At 71.3% G+C, this 22,401-nt stretch carries 21 protein-coding genes; 11 read left to right on the forward strand and 10 right to left on the reverse strand.

All coding sequences use genetic code 11. The features are described from left to right. The first annotated feature begins 210 nt into the window (after positions 1 to 210). The 7 genes from K3N28_RS10735 to K3N28_RS10765 all read left to right on the forward strand — a co-directional run bounded on the left by K3N28_RS10735 (position 211) and on the right by K3N28_RS10765 (position 7,713). Entirely contained in the window at positions 211 to 1,953 is a 1,743-nt protein-coding gene (locus K3N28_RS10735) for an ABC transporter substrate-binding protein (RefSeq protein WP_374209740.1), read from the forward strand. A gap of 23 nt (positions 1,954 to 1,976) precedes the next feature. Next, on the forward strand, positions 1,977 to 2,984 hold the full coding sequence (locus K3N28_RS10740) for an ABC transporter permease (RefSeq protein WP_228092529.1): 1,008 nt from the start codon (positions 1,977 to 1,979) through the stop codon (positions 2,982 to 2,984). After that, on the forward strand, positions 2,981 to 3,943 hold the full coding sequence (locus K3N28_RS10745) for an ABC transporter permease (RefSeq protein WP_228092530.1): 963 nt from the start codon (positions 2,981 to 2,983) through the stop codon (positions 3,941 to 3,943). The genes K3N28_RS10740 and K3N28_RS10745 overlap by 4 nt, the downstream gene beginning before the upstream one ends. After that, positions 3,943 to 5,052, forward strand: a complete 1,110-nt coding sequence (locus K3N28_RS10750) for an ABC transporter ATP-binding protein (protein ID WP_304608711.1) — start codon at positions 3,943 to 3,945, stop codon at positions 5,050 to 5,052. Before K3N28_RS10745 ends, K3N28_RS10750 begins: the two co-directional genes overlap by 1 nt. Continuing rightward, positions 5,049 to 6,104 (forward strand): ABC transporter ATP-binding protein, encoded by a 1,056-nt coding sequence (locus K3N28_RS10755; RefSeq protein ID WP_228092531.1) that lies wholly within the window; start codon positions 5,049 to 5,051, stop codon positions 6,102 to 6,104. The genes K3N28_RS10750 and K3N28_RS10755 overlap by 4 nt, the downstream gene beginning before the upstream one ends. 612 nt (positions 6,105 to 6,716) lie before the next feature. After that, a complete protein-coding gene (locus tag K3N28_RS10760; RefSeq protein ID WP_228092532.1) occupies positions 6,717 to 7,058 on the forward strand; it encodes a peptidase inhibitor family I36 protein in 342 nt (113 codons plus the stop codon). A gap of 109 nt (positions 7,059 to 7,167) precedes the next feature. After that, positions 7,168 to 7,713, forward strand: a complete 546-nt coding sequence (locus K3N28_RS10765) for a hypothetical protein (RefSeq protein ID WP_228092533.1) — start codon at positions 7,168 to 7,170, stop codon at positions 7,711 to 7,713. A 79-nt stretch (positions 7,714 to 7,792) separates the two neighbouring features. Here K3N28_RS10765 and K3N28_RS10770 read toward each other — a convergent pair whose 3' ends face one another. Further along, complete coding sequence (locus tag K3N28_RS10770) at positions 7,793 to 9,025, reverse strand: amidohydrolase family protein (protein ID WP_228092534.1); 1,233 nt, start codon at positions 9,023 to 9,025, stop codon at positions 7,793 to 7,795. Between the two features lie 167 nt (positions 9,026 to 9,192). Between K3N28_RS10770 and K3N28_RS10775 the strand changes: the two genes are divergently transcribed. After that, positions 9,193 to 9,678 (forward strand): cupin domain-containing protein, encoded by a 486-nt coding sequence (locus tag K3N28_RS10775; protein ID WP_228092535.1) that lies wholly within the window; start codon positions 9,193 to 9,195, stop codon positions 9,676 to 9,678. A 59-nt stretch (positions 9,679 to 9,737) separates the two neighbouring features. Here the strand turns inward: K3N28_RS10775 and sucD are convergent, their stop codons facing one another. From sucD to K3N28_RS10800, 5 genes are all read right to left on the reverse strand, one after another. Further along, positions 9,738 to 10,625, reverse strand: a complete 888-nt coding sequence (gene sucD, locus K3N28_RS10780; protein ID WP_228092536.1) for a succinate--CoA ligase subunit alpha — start codon at positions 10,623 to 10,625, stop codon at positions 9,738 to 9,740. Between the two features lie 4 nt (positions 10,626 to 10,629). Then, entirely contained in the window at positions 10,630 to 11,808 is a 1,179-nt protein-coding gene (gene sucC, locus K3N28_RS10785; RefSeq protein WP_228092537.1) for an ADP-forming succinate--CoA ligase subunit beta, read from the reverse strand. 676 nt (positions 11,809 to 12,484) lie between these two features. Next, positions 12,485 to 12,916, reverse strand: a complete 432-nt coding sequence (locus K3N28_RS10790; RefSeq protein WP_228092538.1) for a cobalamin B12-binding domain-containing protein — start codon at positions 12,914 to 12,916, stop codon at positions 12,485 to 12,487. Positions 12,917 to 13,032: 116 nt separating this feature from the next. Next, a complete protein-coding gene (locus K3N28_RS10795) occupies positions 13,033 to 14,031 on the reverse strand; it encodes a phage holin family protein (RefSeq protein WP_228092539.1) in 999 nt (332 codons plus the stop codon). 153 nt (positions 14,032 to 14,184) lie between these two features. Then, complete coding sequence (locus K3N28_RS10800) at positions 14,185 to 14,517, reverse strand: MarR family winged helix-turn-helix transcriptional regulator (RefSeq protein ID WP_228092540.1); 333 nt, start codon at positions 14,515 to 14,517, stop codon at positions 14,185 to 14,187. A gap of 140 nt (positions 14,518 to 14,657) precedes the next feature. Here K3N28_RS10800 and K3N28_RS10805 point away from each other — a divergent pair, with 140 nt between their 5' ends. Continuing rightward, on the forward strand, positions 14,658 to 16,109 hold the full coding sequence (locus K3N28_RS10805; protein ID WP_228092541.1) for an MFS transporter: 1,452 nt from the start codon (positions 14,658 to 14,660) through the stop codon (positions 16,107 to 16,109). Between the two features lie 88 nt (positions 16,110 to 16,197). Here K3N28_RS10805 and K3N28_RS10810 read toward each other — a convergent pair whose 3' ends face one another. The 3 genes from K3N28_RS10810 to K3N28_RS10820 are packed head-to-tail and all read right to left on the reverse strand — an operon-like array spanning position 16,198 to position 19,678. Beyond that, positions 16,198 to 18,648 (reverse strand): FtsX-like permease family protein, encoded by a 2,451-nt coding sequence (locus K3N28_RS10810; RefSeq protein WP_228092542.1) that lies wholly within the window; start codon positions 18,646 to 18,648, stop codon positions 16,198 to 16,200. Between the two features lie 35 nt (positions 18,649 to 18,683). After that, positions 18,684 to 19,451 (reverse strand): ABC transporter ATP-binding protein, encoded by a 768-nt coding sequence (locus K3N28_RS10815; protein ID WP_228092543.1) that lies wholly within the window; start codon positions 19,449 to 19,451, stop codon positions 18,684 to 18,686. Continuing rightward, positions 19,448 to 19,678 carry a hypothetical protein gene (locus K3N28_RS10820; RefSeq protein WP_228092544.1) on the reverse strand — a complete coding sequence of 77 codons (231 nt, stop codon included), beginning with the start codon at positions 19,676 to 19,678 and terminating at the stop codon, positions 19,448 to 19,450. The genes K3N28_RS10815 and K3N28_RS10820 overlap by 4 nt, the downstream gene beginning before the upstream one ends. Positions 19,679 to 19,863: 185 nt before the next feature. Between K3N28_RS10820 and K3N28_RS10825 the strand changes: the two genes are divergently transcribed. Both K3N28_RS10825 and K3N28_RS10830 read left to right on the forward strand, forming a co-directional pair. Continuing rightward, entirely contained in the window at positions 19,864 to 21,171 is a 1,308-nt protein-coding gene (locus K3N28_RS10825; RefSeq protein ID WP_228092545.1) for a sensor histidine kinase, read from the forward strand. Beyond that, the gene (locus K3N28_RS10830; RefSeq protein WP_228092546.1) at positions 21,159 to 21,806 is read left to right on the forward strand and encodes a response regulator transcription factor; all 648 of its coding nucleotides are present in this window, start codon (positions 21,159 to 21,161) and stop codon (positions 21,804 to 21,806) included. Before K3N28_RS10825 ends, K3N28_RS10830 begins: the two co-directional genes overlap by 13 nt. Before the next feature lie 118 nt (positions 21,807 to 21,924). Here K3N28_RS10830 and K3N28_RS10835 read toward each other — a convergent pair whose 3' ends face one another. Next, positions 21,925 to 22,362 carry a thermonuclease family protein gene (locus K3N28_RS10835; protein ID WP_228092547.1) on the reverse strand — a complete coding sequence of 146 codons (438 nt, stop codon included), beginning with the start codon at positions 22,360 to 22,362 and terminating at the stop codon, positions 21,925 to 21,927. Between the last annotated feature and the right edge of the window lie 39 nt (positions 22,363 to 22,401).

Below are 22,401 nucleotides of genomic sequence, written 5' to 3' on the forward strand. Positions count from 1 at the left end.
CCGGTGGCGAGGGGCTTCGGGCGCTCCGCGGGTTGAACTTCCGATGCGTTGCGGCGCAATGAATTTCGTGTGAACGCGTTGCGTGCGAATCAGGTAACAATATTCGCCGAAATGGTCACGATCACATAACGCTTAACAGTGGTGCAGCTCACCTGGTCTTAGGCTGTGGGCAACCTCCGTATACCCAACGACCGACGGGTGAGACAACCTATGCGCATGTCACCAACCCCAGTCAGGCGAGCCCTGGCCGCAGCGGCGGGCGCCGCCATGGCAGTGGGCCTGTTCACGGCCTGCGGCTCCGACGGCGACTCCGGTGGGGACGCCGACACCGCCGAGGACTTCGACTTCTCCTGTCCCGAGCGCACCGACGGCTCCCCTGAGGCCGACACGGCCGCCAACGAGTCGCAGCCGTTCGTCTTCGGCACGCCCGGCGACCCGACGAGCCTGGACCCGGTCCTGGCGTCCGACGGGGAGACCTTCCGCGTCAACCGCCAGGTCTTCGACACGCTCCTCGACGCCGACTGCACGGACACCGTGCCCGGTCTCGCCGAGTCCTACGAGCAGAACGAAGAGGGCACCGAGTGGACGTTCCACCTGCGTGAGGGCGTGACCTTCCACGACGGCGCCGCCCTCGACGGGGCCGTCGTCTGCAAGAACTTCGACCGGTGGGCGAACTTCACGGGCGGCTTCCAGTCCCCGAACTTCACCTACTACTACTCGTCGGTCTTCGGCGGCTTCGCCGAGAACGACCCGGCGATGGGCATCGAGACCGAGTCGATCTACGAGGGCTGCACCGCCGACGGGCTCGACGTGACCATCAGCCTGAGCAAGTACACCTCCAGCTTCCCGGGGGCGTTCACGCTGGAGTCGCTCTCGATCATCAGCCCGAACTCCATCGACGCGATCGCCGACGTCGAGCTGCCCGCGGCCGACTCGCCGCTGCCGGAGTACACCCAGACCGTCGGCACCCTCGCCGGCACGGGCCCGTACATGCTCGAGGAGTGGAACCACAGCGAGCAGCAGGTGACCCTCACCCGCTTCGACGACTACTGGGGTGAGCCGGCGAAGGTCAAGACCGTGATCTTCCGGACCATCTCGGACGAGACCGCCCGCCGCCAGGCCCTCGAGGCCGGCGACATCCACGGCTACGACCTCGCGGCCCCCGCCGACGCGCAGACGCTCATGGAGGCGGGCTTCCAGGTCCCCGTCCGCGGCGTCTTCAACCTGCTGTACCTCGCGTACACGCAGGGCCACGCGCCCCTCGACGACCACGCGGTCCGCGAGGCCCTGTCGCACGCCATCGACCGCCAGCGCATCGTCGACTCGGTGCTCCCGGCGGGCGGCATGGTCGCGACGCAGTTCATCCCGCCGAGCCTGGAGGGCTACTCCGAGGACGTCGCCACGTACGACTACGACACCGAGAAGGCCACGGAGCTGCTCGCCGAGGCGGGTGCGGAGGACTTGACGCTCACGTTCTGCTATCCGACGGACGTGACCCGGCCGTACATGCCGGCGCCGAAGGACATCTTCGACATGATCTCCTCCGACCTGGAGGCCGCGGGCGTCACGGTCGAGGCCCGTCCGATCACGTGGGTGGAGTACATCCCGGCGACGCGCAGCGGCGAGTGCCCGCTGTACCTGCTCGGGTGGACCGGTGACTACGCGGACCCGTACAACTTCCTGGGCACGTGGTTCGCCACCGAGTCGACCGAGTGGGGTTTCGACAACCCCGAGGTGTTCGACGCGATCGCGGCGGCCAACACCGAGCCGGACGAGGCGACCCGCGTGGAGCTGTGGAAGACCGCGAACGAGGTCGTGATGGAGGAGCTGCCGGGTCTGCCGATCTCGTCGTCGCCGCCGTCGATCGCGTTCGCGCCGAACGTGTACCCGCCGGACGTCTCTCCGCTGACGCGGGAGGACTTCTCGCAGGTCTACTTCACCACCGGCTCTTGACCGACATCGATCAATAGCGAAATATGCTGCGCTACACCGTTAAGCGCCTCCTGCAGTTGTCCGTGGCGCTCTTGGGGCTGACGCTGCTGCTGTTCGCGTGGTTCAAGGCCCTTCCGGGCGGACCCGAGAACCGGCTGCTTCCCGAGAACGCCACGGACCAGCAGCGGGAGGCGCTGCGGGCCTCCCTGGGGCTCGATGAGCCCGTCTGGGTCCAGTACGGCGAGTTCCTGGCCAGGATCGCCCGTTTCGACTTCGGTTCCTCGTTGTCGAGCGGGCGGCCCGTGGCCACGGAGCTCGCCGACCGGCTGCCCGCCACCATCGAACTGTCGTTGGCCGCGATGATCATCGCGGTCGGTCTCGGCATCCCGCTCGGTTATCTCGCGGCGAAGCGCCGGGGGACGTGGCTGGACTTCGCCGCGGTCTCGGGTTCGCTGCTGGGCACGTGCATCCCGATCTTCTTCTTGGCGGCCATGTTGAAAGTGGTGTTCGCGCAGGAGCTCGGGTGGCTGCCGACGGCGTTCCGGCTGTCGGCGGGTGCCGATTACACGGACGTCACGGGCCTGCGGGTCCTGGACGGGGTGATCACCGGCGAGTTCGGGGTCGCCTGGGACGCCGTGCGGCACTTGATCCTCCCGGCGATAGCGCTGTCGTCGATTCCGCTCGCGGTGATCGTGCGGATCACCCGCGCGAGCGTCCTCGACGTGGTGGGGGAGGACTATGTGCGCACGGCGGACGCGAAGGGCCTCAAGCCGTCGACGATCCGCGGGCGGCACGTCATGCGCAACGCGATGCTGCCGATCGCGACGATCATCGGCCTCCTGCTGGGGAGTCTGTTCGCGGGGGCGGTCCTGACCGAGAGCGTGTTCTCCTTCGGCGGCATCGGCTCGTTCGTCTATCAGGCGACGACCGAGCGGGACTATCCGGCGCTGATGGGCTTCATCCTCGTCATCGCCGTGTTCTACGTCGTGATCAACCTGATCGTGGACCTCTCTTACGGCCTCCTCGACCCGAGAGTGCGGGTGCGGAAATGACGATCGCGAAGATCGAGAAGCTCGACCGGCTCATCGAGGCCACCGCGACGGCCCGGGACGCCCGGGGCGGTTCGCTGTGGCGTCAGTCGATCCGGCGGATGCGCCGTTCGCCGATGGCGATCTGCGGTGCGGTCCTGGTGGGCCTGTTCGTGGTCGTCGCGGTGCTGGGGCCGTTCATCGCCCCGCACGATCCGACGGCGCAGACGTGGGGCCGGGAGGTGTTCCTCAACCGGAACGTGTTCCCGGGGCCGCGCGCGGAGAACTGGTTCGGGCTCGACCATCTGGGCCGGGACATGTTCTCCCGCATGATCGTGGGGGCCCGCCAGACGTTGATGGTCGGCGTGGTGGCGACGCTCATCGGCTTCGTCGCCGGGGCGGTGGTCGGCGGCGTCGCCGCGGCGGCGGGCACGTTCGGGGGCCGGTGGGGGGAGCGCGTCGAGGCGGTCATCATGCGTGCCGTCGACGTCGCGCTCGCGATCCCGATGCTGCTGTTGGCGCTCAGTGTCGCGGCGCTGCTGGGGCCGTCGCTGCGGACGGTGATGATCGCGGTCGGGGTGGCGCAGATCCCGATCTTCGCGCGGTTGCTGCGCGGGTCGATGCTGGCGCAGGCGCATTCGGACTACGTCCTCGCGGCGATCTCGCTGGGTGTCCCCAAGGGACGGATCGTGGTGTCGCACATCCTGCCGAACTCGCTGGGGCCGGTGATCGTGCAGGCGACGCTGGTGCTCGCGACGGCGATCATCGAGGCCGCGGCCCTGTCGTACCTGGGTCTGGGCAATCCCGATCCGGGCAGTCCGGAGTGGGGGACCATGCTCGCCGACGCGCAGCGGTTCCTCTCGGGCGCGCCGCAGCTCGCGATCTACCCGGCGGTGGGCATCATCGTCACCGCGCTGGGCTTCACCCTCCTGGGCGAGGCCATGCGCGAATCGCTCGACCCGAGGCTGAGGAGGCAGGAGTAGTGGCACTGCTCGAAGTGGAGGACCTGCGGGTCGCGTTCGGCCCGGCCACGGCCGTCGACGGCGTCTCCTTCGCCGTGGACGAGGGCAAGGTCGTCGGCCTGGTCGGTGAGTCCGGGTGCGGCAAGTCCGTGACGAGCCTGGCGATCATGGGCCTGCTGCCGAAGCGCAGCCGCGGCAACGGCCGCCTCGCTCCCGACACGGAGGCCCGGGCCGTGACCGTGGAACCGGCCGGCGGCGCCGAAGCGGCCGAGTCGTCGCCGGCGGTCCCGTCCGCGCCTGCGCCCCGGACCGCCATCGGCGGTGAGGGCCGCCGCCGGGGCCGGGGCGCGGACGTCGACGGCCGTGCGGTCTTCGACGGCGTCGACCTCCTGTCGCTTCCGTCCGCGGCGATGCGCCGCCGCCGCGGCAGGGATCTCGCGATGGTCTTCCAGGACCCGCTGTCGAGTCTCAACCCGGTCGTGCCGATCGGCCGGCAGATCACCGAGGTCCTCGAACGCCACCGGGGTCTCAAGGGCGACAAGGCCGTCAAGGAGGCCTCGCACCTGCTCGACCGGGTCGGCATCCCCGATCCGGCCCGGCGGTTGCGCGAGTACCCGCATCAGCTTTCGGGCGGCATGCGCCAGCGCGTGCTCATCGCGATCGCGGTGGCGTGCGCGCCGCGGCTGCTGATCGCGGACGAGCCGACGACGGCGCTCGACGTCACGATCCAGGCGCAGATCCTCGAACTGCTCAGGGACCTGGTCGAGTCCGAGGGGACGGCGCTGCTGATGATCACGCACGACCTCGGGGTCGTGGCGGGGCTGTGCGACGAGGTGAACGTGCTCTATTCGGGCCGCGTGGTCGAGTCGGCGCCGGTGCGGGAGCTCTTCGCGCGGCCCACGCACCCGTACACGATCGGTCTGCTCGGGTCGATCCCGCGTCTGGACCTGCCGATGGACGAGCCGCTCAGGCCGATCCGCGGTTCGATCCAGGACGTGATCCGCTGGAGGGACGGCTGTGCGTTCGCGCCCCGCTGCGACCGTGTCACCGAGAAGTGCGTCGCGGGGGAGCCCGCGCTGGTCGGGGCCGTGCACGCCCATCGCTGCGTCATGGCCGAGGAGGTCGCATGAGCACTGAGCCGGAGGCGCCCGGGGGCGCCGCATCGCGGCCGCCGCTGCAGCGCGCGGACGAGCCGGCGGTGCCCGCGAAGGCGCCGCTGCTGGAGGTGGAGGACCTCGAGGTCCATTTCCCGATCCGGCGCGGCATCCTCGTGGAGCGCACGGTCGGGCACGTCCGGGCGGTCGACGGGGTGAGCTTGAGCGTCCAGCCCGGCGGCACGTTCGGTCTCGTGGGCGAGTCCGGTTGCGGGAAGACCACGTTCGGCCGGGCGGTGCTGCGTTTGGAGGAGCCGACGGCGGGGCGCGTGCGCCTCGGCGGCGACGAGGTGACGGCGCTGCGCGGGGAGCGCCTGCGGCGCTTCCGTTCGAAGATGCAGATGGTCTTCCAGGACCCGCTCGGTTCGCTCAATCCGCGGCACAATGTGGACATGCTCTTGGCGGAGCCGTTGAAGGTCCACGGCGTCGGTTCCAGGGAGGAGCGCCGCAAGCTCGCGGTCGAGACCTTGGACGCGGTGGGGTTGCCGAAGTCGGTGCTGGAGCGGTATCCGCACGAGTTCTCGGGCGGGCAGCGCCAGCGCCTGGGGATCGCGCGGGCGCTCATGCTGCGGCCGGACCTGATCGTGTGCGACGAGCCGGTGAGCGCGTTGGACGTGTCGATCCAGGCGCAGGTGATGAACCTGCTCGACGAGCTGCAGGACGAGTTCGGGCTGACGTACCTGGTGATCGCCCACGACTTGGCGGTGGTGCGCCACCTCTCCGACCGCGTGGGCGTCATGTACCTCGGCAAGCTCGTCGAGGAGGCGGACTCGTCGCAGATCTACGAGCGTCCGCGGCATCCGTATACGAAGGCGCTGCTGTCGGCGGTGCCGCAGCCGGATCCGGAGGTCGAGGCGACTCGGGAGCGGATCATCCTGAAGGGCGACCTGCCGTCGCCGGCGAATCCGCCGAGCGGCTGCCGGTTCCGCACGCGCTGCCCGTGGGCGGAGGACATCTGCGCCGAGGTCGAGCCCGAGTGGCGGGAGGCGGCGACCGGCCACAGGGTGGCGTGCCACTTCGATCTGTGAGCGATCGCCGTTCGACGTCGTGTTCCCGACGGCGGACCGGCAGCGGCCGGGAAGGGTCTCCTTCCCGGCCGCTGCCGTTGTCGGTGCGGTCGTCGCTGTCGGGTGGGCCGCGGGCCGGTCTCCTCGGCGACCGGGCGGGCGCCGTTGACGGCGGGGCCGCCGATATCGCCTCGTAGTCGCACTGCAGGCGGGTCCCCGGCTCGGGGGAGGCGTCGACGCCGCCCGTCTCCGCTGGAGCGCGCCCGGGGAGTGCGGCGAGGGTGTGTTGGCCGCTTGGTGCTGCGGCCGGCGCGGCGGTCGCCCGCCCTGGTGCAGGACCGCCCCGTCGTCGTTGACGCCTCGCCGGTCGGCGCACGGTGACCGCCGTGTCCGGTGGAGGGGCACCGGCTCGGCGGGCGTCCGGTTGCGGCCGCTCGGTGGCGCCTCGAAAACTGTCGGGAACCCGACACTATCCGGTCCGACTCCCGCCTGGAGGCGCTCGTCCGCCTCCCCGGGCATCGTGAAACTCCCTCCACGGTCGAATACTTTCAGTAACTTGTTGGTGACCACAAGTAGTGGCATCGAGATCCAATTGCCCCATCGCATCGATGGGAGCGGAAGGAGTACCAGATCATGCGCAAGCGCATCATGGCAGGCATCGCCTCAGGGTTCTTCATCGTCGGCGCACTGGCGTCGCCCGCGGCGGCCGGCGGCGGCCACGACCACGACGACCCCGAAGACTGCCCGTACAACGCGGTCTGCTTCTGGGAGCACAAGCACTTCGAGGGCGACATGTCGATTCGCTGGAACCCCGGCACTGAGTGCGACAAGGCTCCCGACGGCAAGATCGGGTCGGTCGTGAACAACCTCCACCAGGACGTCTGGCTCTACAGCGACTGGGACTGCGACAACGTGACCGAAGTCGTCGAGGCCCACAGCTGGGACGCGAAGGTCCACGCGCACAGCTGGATCTGACGCGCAGTGCGTCTGCACGTCCGACAGGCCCCACTTCGCGGGAGCGAAGCGGGGCCCTGCTGTGCCCACCGGGTCGTGAACACTCGTCTCGTTCCGTCACACTGGGGCGATGGAAACCTTCACCGCCCCTCCCGAGTTGAGTGCCGGCGTTCGCCGCAACGGCGTCATGATCTGCGCGTTCTTCGGCCTCGGCTGGTACTTCGCGGGCCATGGCGTGCTCAGCGACGGCCCGGCGGCCTGGATCGGGCTCGCCGTCGCCGTCGCCGTGACCGTCGCGCTGGCCGTGGCGAGCGGGCGGGTCGCCTCGACCCGGAGGCGCCCGCGTGAACTCCCGAAGGACTGGCTGCGCCGCAACGGCCTGTGGATCGGCTTCGAGGTGGTGCTCATCGTCGCCGCGATCCTGGTCTTCCGCGCCCTCGGCCTCGTCGAATTCCTGCCGGGCACGATCGCGATCATCGTCGGCGTGCATTTCATTCCGCTCGCCCCGACGTTCGACGAGCCGATGTACCGGTGGACCGGGGCCGCGGTGATCGTCGCCGGCATCGCGGGTCTCGTCGCCGGCGCCGGCGATGTGGCGCTCGCGGGAGCGGTGGCCGGGTTCGGTTGCGCCGCAGCCCTGTGGCTCACGGGTGCGGCGGTGGTCAAGCGCGGCTAGGCGCCGTGCCGTCTCGGCCCGATGCGGAAGGCATCGGGCTTTTCCTCTCCCGAATCGGGCGGGCGCGCGGCGTCGCGGCTCAGGTAAGGCGGTCGGCCTTCACCGCGCCGCCCTGCATGACGAGCCTCAGGTGCGTGTCCGGGTCGGTGAGCAAGCCCAAGTCCGCGAGCGGGTCGCCGTCGACCACCAGCAGGTCCGCCAACGCGCCCGGGGCGATCCGGCCGATCCGGCCCTCCTCGCCGAGCAGCCTCGCGGCGGTCACCGTCGCCGACCGGATCACGTCCGCCGCGGGCAGGACCGCGCCGCGGATCCTGAACTCCTCCAGCTGATGCCGCCGCATGCCGCCGAGCAGGTCCGAGCCGTAGCAGAGGTTCACCCCGGCCTCGTGCGCCATCCGCAGGGCCTGCAACCCCGCGTCCAGCACGAACGCGTTCTTCTCCAGGTTCCGCGCGGGCAGGCCGAACTCGGCGCCCTCGACCGCCATCCGCTCGTAGGTCACCAACGTGGGCACCAGGAACGCGTCGTACTCCAGAAACAGCTCCACACTGGACTCGTCGAGGAGGTTGCCGTGCTCGATCGACCGCACGCCCGCCTCCAGGCCCCGGTTGATCGCCCGCGCCGTGTAGGCGTGCCCGGCGACGTACCGGTTGGCGGCCTCGGCCTCCTCCACGATCGCGCGGATCTCCTCCATGGCGAACCCGGTCGAGTCGATCCGGTCGGTCGGCGACGCGACACCGCCCGAGAGCATGATCTTGACGTGGTGCGCGCCGGTGCGCAGCTGCTCGCGGGCGGCCTTGCGCACCTCGTCCACGCCGTCGCACACCACCCCCAGGTCCGGGCAGCATTGATGGTCGTCGCGCACGCTCCGCCCGCGCGGGCGCATGTCGACGTGCCCGCCGGTCTGCGAGAGCGCCTTGCCGCCGAAGAACAGCCTCGGCCCGTCGATGAGCCCTTCGGCGACGGCGTCGGCGATGCCGAAGTCCGCCCCGCCCGGGTCGCGGACCGTCGTGAACCCGCGGTGCAGCATCGCGCGCAGCTCGACCGCGGCCTTCACCGCCACGTACGCGGGCGACTCGTCGGCCAGGCCGGACAGATCCCCGCTGTGGGCGTTCACGTGGACGTGGCAGTCGATGAGCCCGGGCATGAGGGTCTTCCCGGCCAGGTCGATCACCCTGGCCCCTGCCGGGGCCTCGATGCCGGCGCCGACGGCGGCGATCGTCTCGCCCCGCACCAGCACTCGCCGGTCGCGGGCGAGCGCGCCCGCGACGGGGTCGAGCACGGCGGCCCGGTCGAACAGCACGGTCTCGGTCATCGGCCTCTCCTGTCCCTGCACGCCCCGCGCGCTTGCCGATCGGCCGGCGCCGGGTATCAATATGCCGGACCGCCCGGTACGGTCGGACACGGGCCCGGCAGGCGGCAGGCGATGCGTTCTCGCGACCGGATCGTCTGCGCCCGTGACGTTGAGAGAGAGCGAGTGCCATGTCCTATCCCGAACCGAGGTACTTCGGCGACGACGGCGAGATGAGCGCCTATTTCCGGCCGGTGTCGGCCCCGCCAGACCTGGTCTACCCGAGCGGCGTCTCCGTCGACTACCTCGCGACCGGTGCGACCACGAACGGCCAGTTCGGGCTCTACCAGTGGAACACGAGCGGAGGCCGCTCGGGGCCCGAGCCGCACTTCCACCGCACGATCTCCGAGTCCTTCTACATCCTCTCGGGGACGATCACGATCTACAACGGCGCCGAGTGGGTCGACCATGAGCCGGGCGATTTCGTCCACGTTCCCGAAGGCGGGGTCCACGGCTTCCTCAACGAGTCCGGCGCTCCCGCCTCGATGCTGCTGATGTTCCACCCCGGCGCGCCCCGCGAGGCCTACTTCGAAGGCCTCGCCACGCTCGGTGAGATGTCCGAAGAGGAGCGCAAGGCGTTCTTCATCGAGCACGACAACTACTGGATCGACGACTGACGCCGGGCGCACGACGAGGGCCGGACGCCTCCGCCCGGCCCTCGACTCGTATGGCGCCCTTAGAGGTTCTCGATGACCTCGCGCATGAGGCGGGCGGTCTCGCTCGGGGTCTTGCCGACCTTGACGCCGGCGGCCTCGAGGGCCTCCTTCTTGGCGTCCGCGGTCCCGGCCGAGCCGGAGATGATGGCGCCGGCGTGGCCCATCGTCTTGCCGACGGGCGCGGTGAACCCGGCGATGTAGCCGACCACGGGCTTGGTCACGTTCGCCTTGATGAACTCGGCGGCCCGCTCCTCGGCGTCCCCGCCGATCTCGCCGATCATGACGATCGCCTTGGTCTCGGGGTCCGCTTCGAACGCCTTGAGGCAGTCGATGTGGGTGGTCCCGATGACCGGGTCGCCGCCGATGCCGACGGAGGTCGAGAAGCCGATGTCCCGCAGCTCGTACATGAGCTGGTAGGTCAGCGTGCCCGACTTGGAGACGAGGCCGATCGGGCCCGAGCCGGTGATGTCGGCGGGGGTGATGCCCGCGTTCGACTTGCCGGGGCTGGCGATGCCGGGGCAGTTCGGGCCCACGATGCGGGTCTTGTTGCCCTTGGACTCGGCGTAGTTCCAGAACGTCACCGAGTCGTGCACCGGGATGCCCTCGGTGATGACGATGGCCAGTTCGATCTCGGCGTCGATCGCCTCGATGACGGCGTCGCGGCAGAACGCCGGCGGCACGAAGACCACCGAGGTGTTCGCGCCGGTCTCGGCCATGGCCTCCTGCACGGAGGCGAACACCGGCAGGCTGGTGCCGTCGACGTCGACCTTGGTGCCGGCCTTGCGCGGGTTCACGCCGCCGACGATCTCGGTGCCGGCCTTGAGCATGCGGCGGGTGTGCTTCATGCCCTCGGAGCCGGTCATGCCCTGGACGATGACCTTGCTGTTCTCGTTGAGGAAGATCGCCATTGGCCTAGGCCCCCTTGTTCGCGAGCTCGGCGGCCTTGTCGGCGGCCGCGTCCATGGTCTCGACCACGGTGATGAGCGGGTGGTTCGCGTCGGCGAGGATCTGGCGACCCGCCTCGGCGTTGTTGCCGTCGATGCGCGCGACGAGCGGCTTGGTGACGTCCTCGCCGCGGTCGGCGAGGGTCTGGAGCGCGCCGAGGATGCCGCGGGCGACCTCGTCGCAGGCGGTGATGCCGCCGAAGATGTTCACGAACACGCTCTTGACCTGTGGGTCCGAGAGGACCACTTCGAGGCCGTTCGCCATGACCGCGGCGGAGGCGCCGCCGCCGATGTCGAGGAAGTTCGCGGGCTTGACGCCGCCGTGCGCCTCGCCGGCGTAGGACACCACGTCCAGCGTGGACATGACGAGCCCGGCGCCGTTGCCGATGATGCCGACCGCGCCGTCGAGCTTGACGTAGTTGAGACCGGAGTCCTTGGCGCGCTGCTCGAGCGGGTCCACGGCCGACTTGTCCTCGAACTCGGCGTTCTCGGGGTGGCGGAACCCGGCGTTCTCGTCGAGCGTGACCTTCGCGTCGAGCGCGAGGACCTTGCCCTCGGGCGTGCGCACGAGCGGGTTGACCTCGACGAGCGTGGCGTCCTCGGCCACGAACGCGCCCCACAGCTTGACGAAGACGTCGACGAGCTGATCACGCAGGTCCTCGGGGAACCCGGCCTTGCTGACGATGTCGTTCGCGATCTCCGGGGTGACGCCGACGCCGGCGTCGATCGGGAGCTTCACGACCTTCTCGGGGTCGGTGTGGGCGACCTCTTCGATCTCCATGCCGCCCGCGGTCGACGCGATGCACAGGAAGGTGCGGTTCGCCCGGTCGAGCAGGTAGGAGAAGTAGTACTCCTGGTCGATGTCGGCGGTGACCGTCAGCATGACCTTCTCGACGGTGTGGCCCTTGATGTCCATGCCGAGGATGTTCTGGGCATGGGTCTGGGCCTCGGCGACGGTGTCGGCGAGTTTGACGCCGCCCGCCTTGCCTCGGCCGCCGACCTTCACCTGCGCTTTGACGACCACCCGGTCACCGAGGCGCTCCGCGAGTGCCACGGCCTCCTGGGGGGTGGTGGCGACGCCGCCGTCCAGTACCGGCACGCTGTGCCGGGCGAACAGTGCGCGGCCCTGGTATTCGTACAGATCCACTGTAGAGTCCGCTCCGCTAGCTAGTCTTCTTTGACCGGACGGCCTGGCCCTCCCACGGCGAGCGGGTTCGGGTACAGGAGCCCGTTAGCGCAGGGTAACCCCGCGCGAGCCCGCCTAGACGCCCGGCGGGCGGTCGGTGTGACGAGTTCGAAGATCGCACGGCCGAAACGGCAGGCCGTGCGGTGCGACGGCCCCGGGGCCGGGGGCGCCGGAACGCGGTCGCCACGAGTCGAGCATGCCGCGCGGGCGCTCCTGCCCGCGGGCATGAAGGAAGGCGCCGGTCGCGATCGGCATGGGCGCGGTGCGGAAATCGGGGGTGAAGAGGCGGGGACCGGACGCACCCCTCAGGCGTCCGGTCCCCTTAGCGGAAATCAAGCCCACCCCTCAAAGGCTTGATTCCCTCAGGCACGATGCCCTATCGCCACCCCTCAATCGACAGGGCATCGGCAGTATGTGGCATAGCTCAATGAACCATGCTAAATGCCGCGGTCTTGAACCGGGAGTGAACTCCCGGTGTCCCGGCTGTCTTACTCAATAGCGGCCTTTCGGCCGGCTGCCGATGCGTCTCGCGCCGTTTTCCACTGCGTCCGACACTTATAAGAACGAGGGCGCTCGCGGGCGGTTACGGCGTTCCCAAAGAATTTTTTCGCCTCGGCGTTCGCGCTGGCAGCAGCCGTTATACGGTCGTCGCGCGCCCCTGATCGGGTGAGGCGACGTGCTCGCGGACCCATTCGGCGATCGCCTGGGTCGTCGCGCCGGGGCCGAATATCGCGGCCACTCCGGCTTCGCGCAGTTGCGCGGCGTCCTCTTCGGGAATGATGCCGCCGCCGAACACCACGATGTCGCGGGCGTCCGCCTCATCGAGGAGTCGCAGCACTCGCGGGAACAGCGTCATGTGCGCGCCGGAGAGAATGCTCAGGCCGATCGCGTCGGCGTCCTCGGCGAGCGCGGTCGCCACGACCTGCTCGGGGGAGTTGTGCAGGCCCGTGTAAATGACCTCCATGCCCGCGTCGCGCAATGCTCGCGCCACGACTTTCGCGCCCCGGTCGTGCCCGTCGAGCCCGACCTTAGCGACGACCACCCTGATCGGTGCGCCTGTTGCGGACATCCCTGTACCTCCTCGTACGGAGGCCGCGGCACCCACGGCGCTCTTGGCGAACCGTGCGTGCCGCGGCCGTTGCTGATACGAGTGAGCTTAGTCGCGACCGGCGTGGGGCGGTAGGCCTAACCGCCGTAGGGCGGTTGCGGCGGCTGCTGCCCCTGGTGGGGGTAGCCGGGGGGCGGGGGCGGGTACGCGCCGGGCTGGCCCTGCGGCGGGCCGGGCTGCTGCTGCGGCTGGCCGTACTGCTGCTGCGGATAGCCCGGAGGCGGGTAGCCGCCGGGTGCCGCCGGAGCGCCCTTGATGTAGGCCTTGACCGCGTCGTCCTTGATGTAGAGGAAGGACGCGTAGCCGTAGACCCCCGCGGCGGCCAGGTTGAGCAGCAGGCCGAGGACCGCCGCGCCGCCGACGACCGCCAGCGAGCCGAGGCTGCCGAGGACGCCGAGCAGGGCGAAGCCGGCGCCGATCATGATGAGGACGATGCCGGTCATGCGCAGGCCGCTCGAGGCGATCTGGCCCTTCGGGAGCGCCCAGCCGTACCAGCCGAACGCCAGCGCGAAGAGGATGCCGATCGACGCGGAGAAGATGGCGAAGCCGCCGAGCATCACGAGGGAGACGATGCTGCTGACCAGGCCGACGCCCGCGCCGATGAGCACGATCATGCCGATGCGCTTGATGCCTTCGGGGACCGGGCCCTGCGGGCCGGCGGGCGGCGCCTGCGGGTAGCCGCCGGGCTGCTGCTGGGGCGGCGGGCCCGGGTAGGGCTGCTGCTGCTGGCCGTACGGCTGCTGGCCCATGGGCGGCGGCTGCGTCTGGCCGCTGCCGAGCGGGTTGGGCTGCGGCTGCGCGGGCTGGTGGCCGGGCTGGAAGCCGGTCTGGGAACCGCCCTGCTGCGGCATGACGGTGGTCTCGGCGTAGGACGCGGCGGGCGGGTCGGCCGGGCCGGTCGGGTTGCCGAGCGGGGAGGGGGGCGGGGGCGGCGGGGAGCCGGCCTGGCGCTGGATCTTCATCGTGCGGTCGAGGCCCGATTCATCGCTCGGGGCGGCCGGTTCGGAGGCGCCGGGTTTGAGCTTGAAGGTGCCGCCGTCCTCGTCCTCGGGTCGGTCGTTCTCTGGGGGAGTCATTGGTCCACGCTCCTGCCGGATCGGTTGTGACTGCTCTGGGTCTCACCTTACCGACCGTGACCCGGGTCGGGGAATCCGTCTTGCGGTACGGACGGGGACGCGCGAGGGGCCTGGAGGCGCCGCGCGGTGCGGGGCCGGGGCGGACTTCGGGCGTCAGCCGAAGTGCTTGATGAGGACGCTCCGGTGCGTCGGGGCGGCGGCCTCGAAGCGCTCCTTGCCGGCGGGCGTGAGCATGAGGAAGTTGGCGCGGCGGTCGAAGTCGCAGGCGGCGCGTGTGACGAGTCCGGCCCGCTCCAGGCGGGTGACGGTGCGCGAGAGGGCGCTCTGGCTCAGGTACATCGCGGCCTCGAGGTCCTTCATCTTGGCCTTGCCGCCGGACTGCCCGCAGCACTTGGACAGGTTGAGGAGGACCTCGAACTCGCTGAGCCCCAGGTCGTGCCGTGACTGCAGCTCGTTCTCGAGCTCGCAGGATGTGGTGTGGTACACGCGCAGTGTTTCAGACCACTTGGCGCATACGTCTCCGTCGCTTCCAGCCTCCATAACCAGGACTTTACCATGTCAAGACATTTAATGTCCACTCATTAGATGTGTTGACATCCAATGCGCGTGCATGTAAGTTCTTCGGCATGACGATCACCGAAGTCCAACCGCACACCGACGACGCTGCGAACCTCCCCGATCCCAAGTCACACGCCCCGAGCCGATGGGGACCCAAGCTCTGGGCCATCCTCTTCGTGGCCGGCCTCGCGATGTTCCTCGACGCGCTCGACGTCTCCATGGTCGGCGTCGCGCTCCCGTCGATCGGCGCCGAGCTCGGCCTGGAGACCTCGTCGCTCCAGTGGATCGTCAACGGCTACATCCTCGGCTACGGCGGCCTGCTCCTCCTGGGCGGACGCATGGCCGACCTGCTGGGACGCCGCCAGGTCTTCCTCACCGCGCTCGTCGTCTTCGGCCTCGCCTCCCTCGTCGGCGGCCTGGTCGACAACGAGGCCCTCCTCATCGCCTCCCGCATCGTCAAGGGCGTCGCCGCCGCCTTCACCGCCCCGGCGGCCCTGTCGATCATCACCACCACCTTCAAAGAAGGCCACGACCGCAACAAGGCGCTGTCGATCTTCACCGTCTTCGGCGCGACCGGCTACGCCTCGGGCCTCATCGCCTCCGGCCTGCTCACCAGCGTCGACTGGCGCCTGACGTTCTTCGCGCCCGTCGTGGTCGTCACCGGCGTCATCATCGCCGCCTTCTTCGTCGTGCCCCGCAACGCCGAGCGCGAACGCGGCGGCATCGACTTCGCCGGCGCGACCACGCTCACCGGCGGCATGCTCGCCGCCGTCTACACGATCGTGACCGCACCGGAGACCGGCTTCACTCCGGTCGTCATCACCACCACGGTCGCCGCGGTCGTCCTGCTCGGCGCGTTCTTCGTCATCGAGAACAAGGTCGCCCACCCGCTGGTCCGCCTGAGCATCTTCAAGGTCAAGTCGATCGTCCGGGCCAACCTGGCCGCGCTCGCGATCTTCGGCTCCTACATCAGCTTCCAGACGATCGTGTCCCTGTACCTGCAGAACACGCTCCAGTGGGAGCCGATCCAGATGGCCCTGGCGCTGGCCCCCGCGGGCATCATCGTCGCGTTCCTGTCGCCGGTGGCCGGCAAGTTCATCGACCGCTACGGCACCAAGTCGATGATCATCGCCTCGATGGGCTCGTTCGTCCTCGGCTACCTGTGGTTCATCCTGCGCGGCGGCAGCGCCCAGCCGAACTACTTCGCCGACTACCTGCCCTCGTTCCTGCTGCTGGGCCTCGGCTTCGCGATCGGCTTCTCCGCGGTCATGGTGCAGGCGACCGAGGGCATCGCCGACGACGAGCAGGGCCTGGCCTCCGGCCTGGTCCAGACCTCCGGTCAGATCGGCGGCGCGGTCGTCCTGGCGATCGTCACCGGCCTGATCTCCGGCGGCGTCGCCACCGGCATCGGGCAGTACACGCCCGGCCTGTACTTCGTCGAGATCGTCGCCGTGGTCGGCCTGATCGCCAGCGCCACCGCGCTGCTGACCCGCCGCCAGGCCGCGGTCGAACCGGCCTAGCGCCACCGAACCGCCGCACACCGCCGACACCCGCACGGGAGGGGCCGCCGTCTTCGGACGGCGGCCCCTCCCGCGCGTCGTCGGGAATTCAGTCCACGGCCAGCGCCGCCGTCGGCGGCCCCGCGAGCGCCCGCCGGACCGGGATCGCGGTGGCGGCCCAGGCGAGGAGCACGGCCGCGCCCGCGGTGACCGGGATGACCCACCATGGACCATGCGGCCACGGTTCCCCGAGGAACCCCAGGCCGAGCACGGCCATCGGCGGCACCGAGAACGCGAGCCCCGCGCCGACGGCGATGGCGGCGGTGACGAGCGCTTCGCGGCCGACCATCGCCCGCACCTGGCGGGGCGTGGCGCCGACCGCGCGCAGCGCGGCGAACTCGCCGCGGCGGCGGCCGGTGGCGGCGACGAGGCCGTTGGCCGTGCCGAGGAGGACGTACCCGGTCATGGCGAGCGTCGCCATGAGGCTGATCCACTGATCAGGGGTCATCCCGGTCGGCGCCTGCGGCACCGCCGCGCCCTCGGCCGTCGTCAGCCCCGGCACGCCCGAGGCCCAGCCGGCCACCGCCGCCGGGTCGCCCGCGACGAGCACGGCGTCGTAGAAACGCGGCCCGGCGAGCAGATCGGCGGCGAGGACGATGGACCCGAACCCCAGCCCGCGCTCGTACGTCGCGGTGATCTCGGGAGCGGCCTCGGTGCCGTCGGCGAGGACGAGGTCCAGTCGGTCCCCGACGCCGACCCCCCACAGGCGCGCGGCGTCCGCGCCGACCGCGACGGCGTCCCCGCGCAGGTCGGCGAGGTCGCCGTCGACCACGCCGAGGTCGGCGACCGCGGCGACGCCGGGCGTGAACGCCAGGGCCGCATAGGGTTCGGCGCTGCCGATGTCGTCGAGGACGCGCAGGACCGTGGTCGGCGCGACGCCGACCGCGGCGTCCACGCCCGGCCGGTCGCGGAGCTCGGCGAGGTCGGCCGCCCCAACGGGCCCGGTGACCGTCGCGTCGGCGGTCGCCCCGTCCTCGATCTCGGCGGCGGTCACCTCGGTGTACGTCGTCTGCGAGAACACCTGCGTGATCGTGAGGCCCACGGCCAGGGCGAGGACCGCGACGGCCCCGGCGGTCCGGCGCGCGAACGCGCGGCTGTTCTGCACCGCCAGCCACTTCGGCGCGGGCGTCCGGTCGTCGAGCCGCCGCGCGGCCCGCCGCGTGAGCGCGCCGACGAGGACCGGTCCGGCGAGCGCGAAGCCGATGACGGCCACGATGGTCGCGGTGACGGCGGCGATGAACGCGGTCTCGCCGGGGGTCACGAGCGGCAGCAGCGCCTGCGCGCCCGCCATGACGAGCAGGACGAAGCCGATGACGGTGCGGACGCGGCCGGGCGCTTTCGGTTCGACCCGGGCCTCGGCGACCGCTGCGGTCGCGGGCAGGCGCGAGGCGCGCATGGCGGCGCCGCGCGCGGCCAGCTGCACCGTCAGCAGCAGCAGCGAGGCGACGATCGCCGCGCTGATCGGCGTGCGCGCCAACGGGAGTCCTGCGGGGAGCATCCCCGAGTCGGTGAGGAAGCCGGTGAAGCCGCCGGCGAGGAGATGCCCGGCGGCGATGCCGGGGATGAGCGCGATCGCGGCGGCGGCGCTCGCCTGGGCGGCGACGAGGCGGCGCACTTGGCGCGGGGTCGCCCCGACGGCGCGCAGGAGCGCGAGGTCGCGGCGCTGGTTCGCGACGGCGACGGCGAGCGCTCCCGCGGTGATGAAGCCGACGAGGAGCACGATGGTGCCGGCCATCGCGATGGCCAGTGCGATGAGGTCGGCACTGGCGGTCGCGTCGCCGAGGCGTTCGACGTCCCCGCGCGCGTCGCCCACGGCCACCTCCAGACCGGGCAGCGTTTCGCGCAATGCGTCGGCGACGGCGTCGACGTCGGCCCCCGGTTCGGTGCGCACGGCGATGACGTCGGCCTCGTGCGCGTCCAGCCCCGCGAGGCCCTGCGCGGTCGCGGCGTCGGTGTGCAGCCCGGGCGCGTCCGTGAGGCCCACGACGGTGAACACGCCGGTGCCGGTGGGCGTGGTGACTTCGGCGGTGTCGCCGACCGCCAGCCCCGCGGCGTGCGCGGTCGCGTCGCCGAGGACGATCTCGTCCGGCCCGGCGGGGGCGCGTCCGTCCACCTCGGCGCCGGTGAGCGCGGCGGTGTCCCAGCTGTGCCCTGCGACCGCCCCGGCCGTGAACGGCTCATCGATCCGGGCGGTGAACGCGACGTCGGCGGCGGCCGCCTCGACGCCGGGCACCGCCGTGACCGTGTCGACCAGATCGGCGTCGATCGGGACCCGTTCCGGCAGCGGCGGGTCGACGTCCTCGGGCACGGGATGCGACTGCGTGGCGGCGACCAGCACCTCGGCCGCCTCCAGCCGTTCGGGCCCGATGTGCGACGTGAGCCCCGTTTCGGCGAGGATCGCGGCGACGGTGATCATCGCGGCCCCGCCCGCGACGGCGAAGCCGACCGCCACCAGTCCGGCGAGCCGCCGCCGCGCCATGTGCAAGGTGGGGGCGGCCATGCCGAGCCTGCCGGACGGGAGGTCTCGGGCCACGGTCAGCGCAGCCCGAGGGTCGTCAGCCGCTGCGCGAGCTCGGCCGCGTCCGGATGCGGCAGGTACGCGTCGATCCGGCCGTCGACCATCACGCAGGTCGCGTGCGCGCGGGCCGCGGCGGCCGGGTCGTGGGTGACCATGACGACGGTCTGCTCCCACTCGTCGACCAGCTCGCGCAGCAGGTCGAGCACTTCGGCGGCGGTGTCGACGTCGAGCGCGCCGGTCGGCTCGTCGGCGAAGACCACGGCCGGCCTGGCGGCGAGCGACCGGGCGATGGCCGCGCGCTGCTGCTGCCCGCCCGAGAGCTCGGCGGGCCTGCGGTGCAGGAGCTCGGCGATGCCGACGCGTTCGACCAGATGCCGCAGCCAGCGCCGGTCCGCGTCGGCCCCGGCCAGGCGCAGCGGCAGCGTCAGGTTCTCCTCCACGGTCAGCGACGGCAGCAGGTTGTAGGACTGGAACACGAACCCGACCCGGGCGCGGCGCACCCGGGTCCGTTTCGTCTCGCTGAGCCCGGAGATCCGCGTGCCGCCGATGCTCACTTCGCCGCCGGTCGGGTCGTCGAGCCCGGCCGCGCAGTGCAGCAGGGTCGACTTGCCCGACCCGGACGGGCCCATGACCGCCAGGAAGGTGCCGCGGGCGACTTCGAGCGAGACGCGGTCGAGCGCGGTGTGGGCGCCGTCGTAGGTCTTCGTCACCTCGTCCATGAACAGCGCGGGCGGCCGGGCGGTGCCCGAACGCAGATGCTCGCGGGGCGCGGTGAGGGTGCTCATCGGCGCTTCCCGCCGGCGACGGCCCGGACGACGAGCGCGACGGCGGAGCCGACGGCGATGAGGCCGAACGGGACCGCGAGGATCCACAGCCCGGCGGCCTGGAGGCCGACGTTGAACACGGCTCCGGCGGCCAGGCCGATCCACAGCGCGGCGCTGGTGAGCTTGTGGTGGTCGGGCGCGTCCTTGCGGGGCGGCGCGGGGGCGGCGATGCGGTACTGGTCGTTCACGGTGTTCCCTCCGATGGATCGGTTGTGAACGACGCTATGGCGAATCGCCCTCGCGCCCAATGCAGTCACCTGGCGGATTCGGGGTGGGGCCAGGTGCAGGCCCCGAGGTACAGCCAGCTGTAGCGACGATCGACGCCGCCGCGGGTAGGTTTCTGGAGCCGGAGGCGACGACACGGGAGGTGCGCATGGCGAACGACCGGTCCGAGCGTTGGCGCGCCCGGTTCGAGGCGCTGGTGCGCGTCGAACGGGAGGACACCGACCTGCGCTCGCTGCTCCTCGCGGCTCTGCGGGCCACCGGCTACGGCACAATCGCCGCCGGTTTCGCGATCCTCGCGCTCTACTCCATCCCGATCCTGCTGCTCACCGGCTTCCTCGCCCTCCTCGGCGTCGGCCGCCCGCTCATCGCCCCCATGATGCAGTGGGTCCGGATCGTCGCCGGCCTGGAACGCCGCCGCCTGCGCCGCCTCGGCTACGAGGTCCCGGCCCCGTACACGGCCCCGATCGCCGACCCGCCCCGCACCTTCGGCGAGCTCAAGGCCGACCCGAGCGCCCGCCGCGACCTGGCGTGGATCGGCCTCCACGCCACGTGGGGGCTCATCCTCGGCGCGCTGGTCCTGCAGATGCCCATCATCTCGGTCCGCGACGTCACCTACCCGCTGTGGTGGGCCGCCGCGCCCACCACCGAGCGGCAGATCCTCAACGGCCTCATCGCGGCCGACACCCAGGCCCTCGCCAACCTCGGCTGCGCCACCGGCGTCGCCGTGTTCGCCCTGTGGCTCCTGTTCGCCCCCAAACTCCTCGACCTGCAGGCCCGCCCCGGCGTGAACCTCCTCGGCCCCGACCCCGAAGTCGACCTGTCCGAACGCGTCGCCCGCCTCACCGCCACCCGCGCCGCCGCGCTCGACGCGCACGCCGTCGAACTGCGCCGCATCGAACGCGCCCTCCACGACGGCGCCCAGAACCGCCTCGTCGCCGTCGCCGTCCTCATCGGCGCCGCCCGCCGCGAGGTCACCCGCGCCCCCGAACGCGCCGACGAGATCCTCGAACGCGCCCAGACCACCGTCGAGGGCGCGCTCGCCGAACTGCGGGCCGTCGTCCGCTCGATCCTCCCCCCGGTCCTGGAGGACCGGGGCCTCGCCGGCGCGCTCAGCGCGCTCGCCTCCGACTGCGCCGTGCCGTGCACCGTGGAAGTGGACGTCGCGCATCGCTGCCCCGCGAGCGTCGAGGCCACCGCCTATTTCGTGGTCGCCGAGTCGCTCACGAACGTGGCGAAGCACTCGCACGCGTCCAACGCGTCGGTGGAGGTCCGACTCAAGGGGCATACGCTCACGGTCGCGGTCGTCGACGACGGCCGCGGCGGCGCCGACGCCGCCTCCGGGTCCGGGCTCGCGGGGATCGCGCGCCGCGTGGAGGCGCTCGACGGCACCGCCACGGTGACCAGCCCACCGGGTGGGCCGACCGAGATCAGAGTGGAGCTGCCATGCGGATCGTGATCGCCGAGGACGACACCCTCCTGCGCGAGGGCCTGAACCTGGTGCTGCAGGGGGAGGGCTTCGAGGTCGTGGCCTCCGTCGGCGGGCCCGAGGAGTTCCTCGCGGCCGTGGAGGAGCACCGGCCCGACGTGGCGGTGGTCGACGTGCGGATGCCGCCGACCCACACCGACGAGGGCATCAAGGCCGCCGTGGCGGCGCGCCGCGCCCACCCGGGCCTCGCGGTGCTCGTCCTCTCGGCCTATGTGGAGCAGAGCTTCGCGACCGACCTCCTCGCCGACGGCGCCCGCAGCGTCGGGTACCTGCTCAAGGAGCGGGTGGGCCGCGTGGACGCGTTCGTGGAGGCCCTGCGCCGGGTCGCCGGGGGCGGCACGGCGATCGACCCGGAGGTCGTGGCGCAGCTGTTCGCGCAGCGGCGCGCCGACGACCCCGTCGAGCGGCTGACCCCGCGCGAGAAGGAGGTCCTGTCGGTCATGGCCGAGGGCCTCGGGAACGGCGCGATCGCGCAGCGGCTGTTCATCACCGAGAACGCCGTCCACAAGCACATCCGCAACATCTTCCTGAAGCTCGACCTGACCCCCGACGACCAGACCGACCGCCGCGTCGCGGCCGTCCTCCACTACCTGGAACGCACCTGACCGACTGCAGGCGTCCGCGTCAGGCCGGAGCCATGGGACGATGCGGGATTCGCACCGACCCGGAGGCGGAGCGGGCGCCGGCGGCCCCGACCGCGGACGGCCGCACCGCCCCGCCGTGTCAGTCGAGGGCCCTCGCCGACCACATGCCCCGGCGTTCGGCCTTGGCGAGCTTCTCGGCCTTGCGCAGCGTGTCGCCGATCGTCAGCTCCTGGTGCCGCAGGATATAGGTGTGCGCCATGCCCTCGGCGACGGCGAGAACGGCGTAGTTCATGCCGTTCTCCATCACCACGTGCATGAGCAGCCGGTCGTACTGGTCCTTCGACGGATCGCCCGGGTCGCTGAACAGGTGCACCGTGCGGCCTTCGAGCTTCCTCCTCGCGTACGCCTTCGCCTCCGCGCCCCAGTCCTCCTCGTCGCGGTAGCCGCCCGACTCGGGGGAGTTGATCCCCATGATCCGCACGCGGACCTTCTCGCCGTCGATGAACGCGCGGAACGTGTCCCCGTCGACCACGTCGTGGACCTCGACCGTCGCGTAGAAGTCGCCCGGACCTTCCATGTGCTGCCTCCAGCTTCCCGACCCCCGGCACCGGAGGTT

This window comes from Glycomyces sp. TRM65418, from assembly GCF_019710475.1.
In the GTDB taxonomy this organism is placed as follows: domain Bacteria; phylum Actinomycetota; class Actinomycetes; order Mycobacteriales; family Micromonosporaceae; genus Glycomyces.

Excerpts from the sequence above, each read along its gene's own strand:
- K3N28_RS10735 (WP_374209740.1), top strand. The coding sequence starts at position 211 with ATGCGCATGTCACCAACCCCAGTCAGGCGAGCCCTGGCCGCAGCGGCG.
- K3N28_RS10740 (WP_228092529.1), top strand. The coding sequence starts at position 1,977 with ATGCTGCGCTACACCGTTAAGCGCCTCCTGCAGTTGTCCGTGGCGCTC.
- K3N28_RS10745 (WP_228092530.1), top strand. The coding sequence starts at position 2,981 with ATGACGATCGCGAAGATCGAGAAGCTCGACCGGCTCATCGAGGCCACC.
- K3N28_RS10755 (WP_228092531.1), top strand. The coding sequence starts at position 5,049 with ATGAGCACTGAGCCGGAGGCGCCCGGGGGCGCCGCATCGCGGCCGCCG.
- K3N28_RS10760 (WP_228092532.1), top strand. The coding sequence starts at position 6,717 with ATGCGCAAGCGCATCATGGCAGGCATCGCCTCAGGGTTCTTCATCGTC.
- K3N28_RS10765 (WP_228092533.1), top strand. The coding sequence starts at position 7,168 with ATGGAAACCTTCACCGCCCCTCCCGAGTTGAGTGCCGGCGTTCGCCGC.
- K3N28_RS10770 (WP_228092534.1), bottom strand. The coding sequence starts at position 9,025 with ATGACCGAGACCGTGCTGTTCGACCGGGCCGCCGTGCTCGACCCCGTC.
- K3N28_RS10775 (WP_228092535.1), top strand. The coding sequence starts at position 9,193 with ATGTCCTATCCCGAACCGAGGTACTTCGGCGACGACGGCGAGATGAGC.
- sucD (WP_228092536.1), bottom strand. The coding sequence starts at position 10,625 with ATGGCGATCTTCCTCAACGAGAACAGCAAGGTCATCGTCCAGGGCATG.
- K3N28_RS10790 (WP_228092538.1), bottom strand. The coding sequence starts at position 12,916 with ATGTCCGCAACAGGCGCACCGATCAGGGTGGTCGTCGCTAAGGTCGGG.
- K3N28_RS10795 (WP_228092539.1), bottom strand. The coding sequence starts at position 14,031 with ATGACTCCCCCAGAGAACGACCGACCCGAGGACGAGGACGGCGGCACC.
- K3N28_RS10805 (WP_228092541.1), top strand. The coding sequence starts at position 14,658 with ATGACGATCACCGAAGTCCAACCGCACACCGACGACGCTGCGAACCTC.
- K3N28_RS10810 (WP_228092542.1), bottom strand. The coding sequence starts at position 18,648 with ATGGCCGCCCCCACCTTGCACATGGCGCGGCGGCGGCTCGCCGGACTG.
- K3N28_RS10815 (WP_228092543.1), bottom strand. The coding sequence starts at position 19,451 with ATGAGCACCCTCACCGCGCCCCGCGAGCATCTGCGTTCGGGCACCGCC.
- K3N28_RS10825 (WP_228092545.1), top strand. The coding sequence starts at position 19,864 with ATGGCGAACGACCGGTCCGAGCGTTGGCGCGCCCGGTTCGAGGCGCTG.
- K3N28_RS10830 (WP_228092546.1), top strand. The coding sequence starts at position 21,159 with ATGCGGATCGTGATCGCCGAGGACGACACCCTCCTGCGCGAGGGCCTG.
- K3N28_RS10835 (WP_228092547.1), bottom strand. The coding sequence starts at position 22,362 with ATGGAAGGTCCGGGCGACTTCTACGCGACGGTCGAGGTCCACGACGTG.